Here is a 371-nt window from a genome sequence, read left to right on the forward strand (position 1 = left end):
GGCGGACGGATCGTCGAGCGCATGCTGAGCGGATCGCTGCTGGCCAACAACGGCGAAACCCTGCGGCGCATGGCCCTGGCCGGCGTGGGCGTCGCACGGATCGCCGACTATCACCTGCGGGGGCCCATCGCGCGCGGCGAACTGGTCGAGATCCTGCAGGACAGCGACATCGGCGAGACCGACGAGATCCATGCCCTGTTCCGCGGCGCCCAGTTCCTGCCGGCCAGGGTGCGCGCGTTCCTCGACTTCACCGTGCCGCGTATGCAGCGGTTCCTCGCCGAAGGATGAGAAGGCGGCCGGAGCCTGGCCCCGGCCGCTTAGGCGTCACCGCGGCTCGCGCCCCAGCACCTCCATCCGCATCACCTGCACCC

General features: G+C 70.9%; 1 protein-coding gene. It reads left to right on the forward strand.

Annotated elements, in window-relative coordinates; translation table 11 throughout:
• Positions 1 to 288 (forward strand): LysR substrate-binding domain-containing protein (locus AC1DKR_RS21435; RefSeq protein ID WP_478035238.1); only part of this gene is annotated, 288 nt, incomplete at its 5' end.
• Positions 289 to 371 lie beyond the last annotated feature (83 nt).

It is taken from the genome of Stenotrophomonas sp. 01N47, assembly GCF_056399165.1.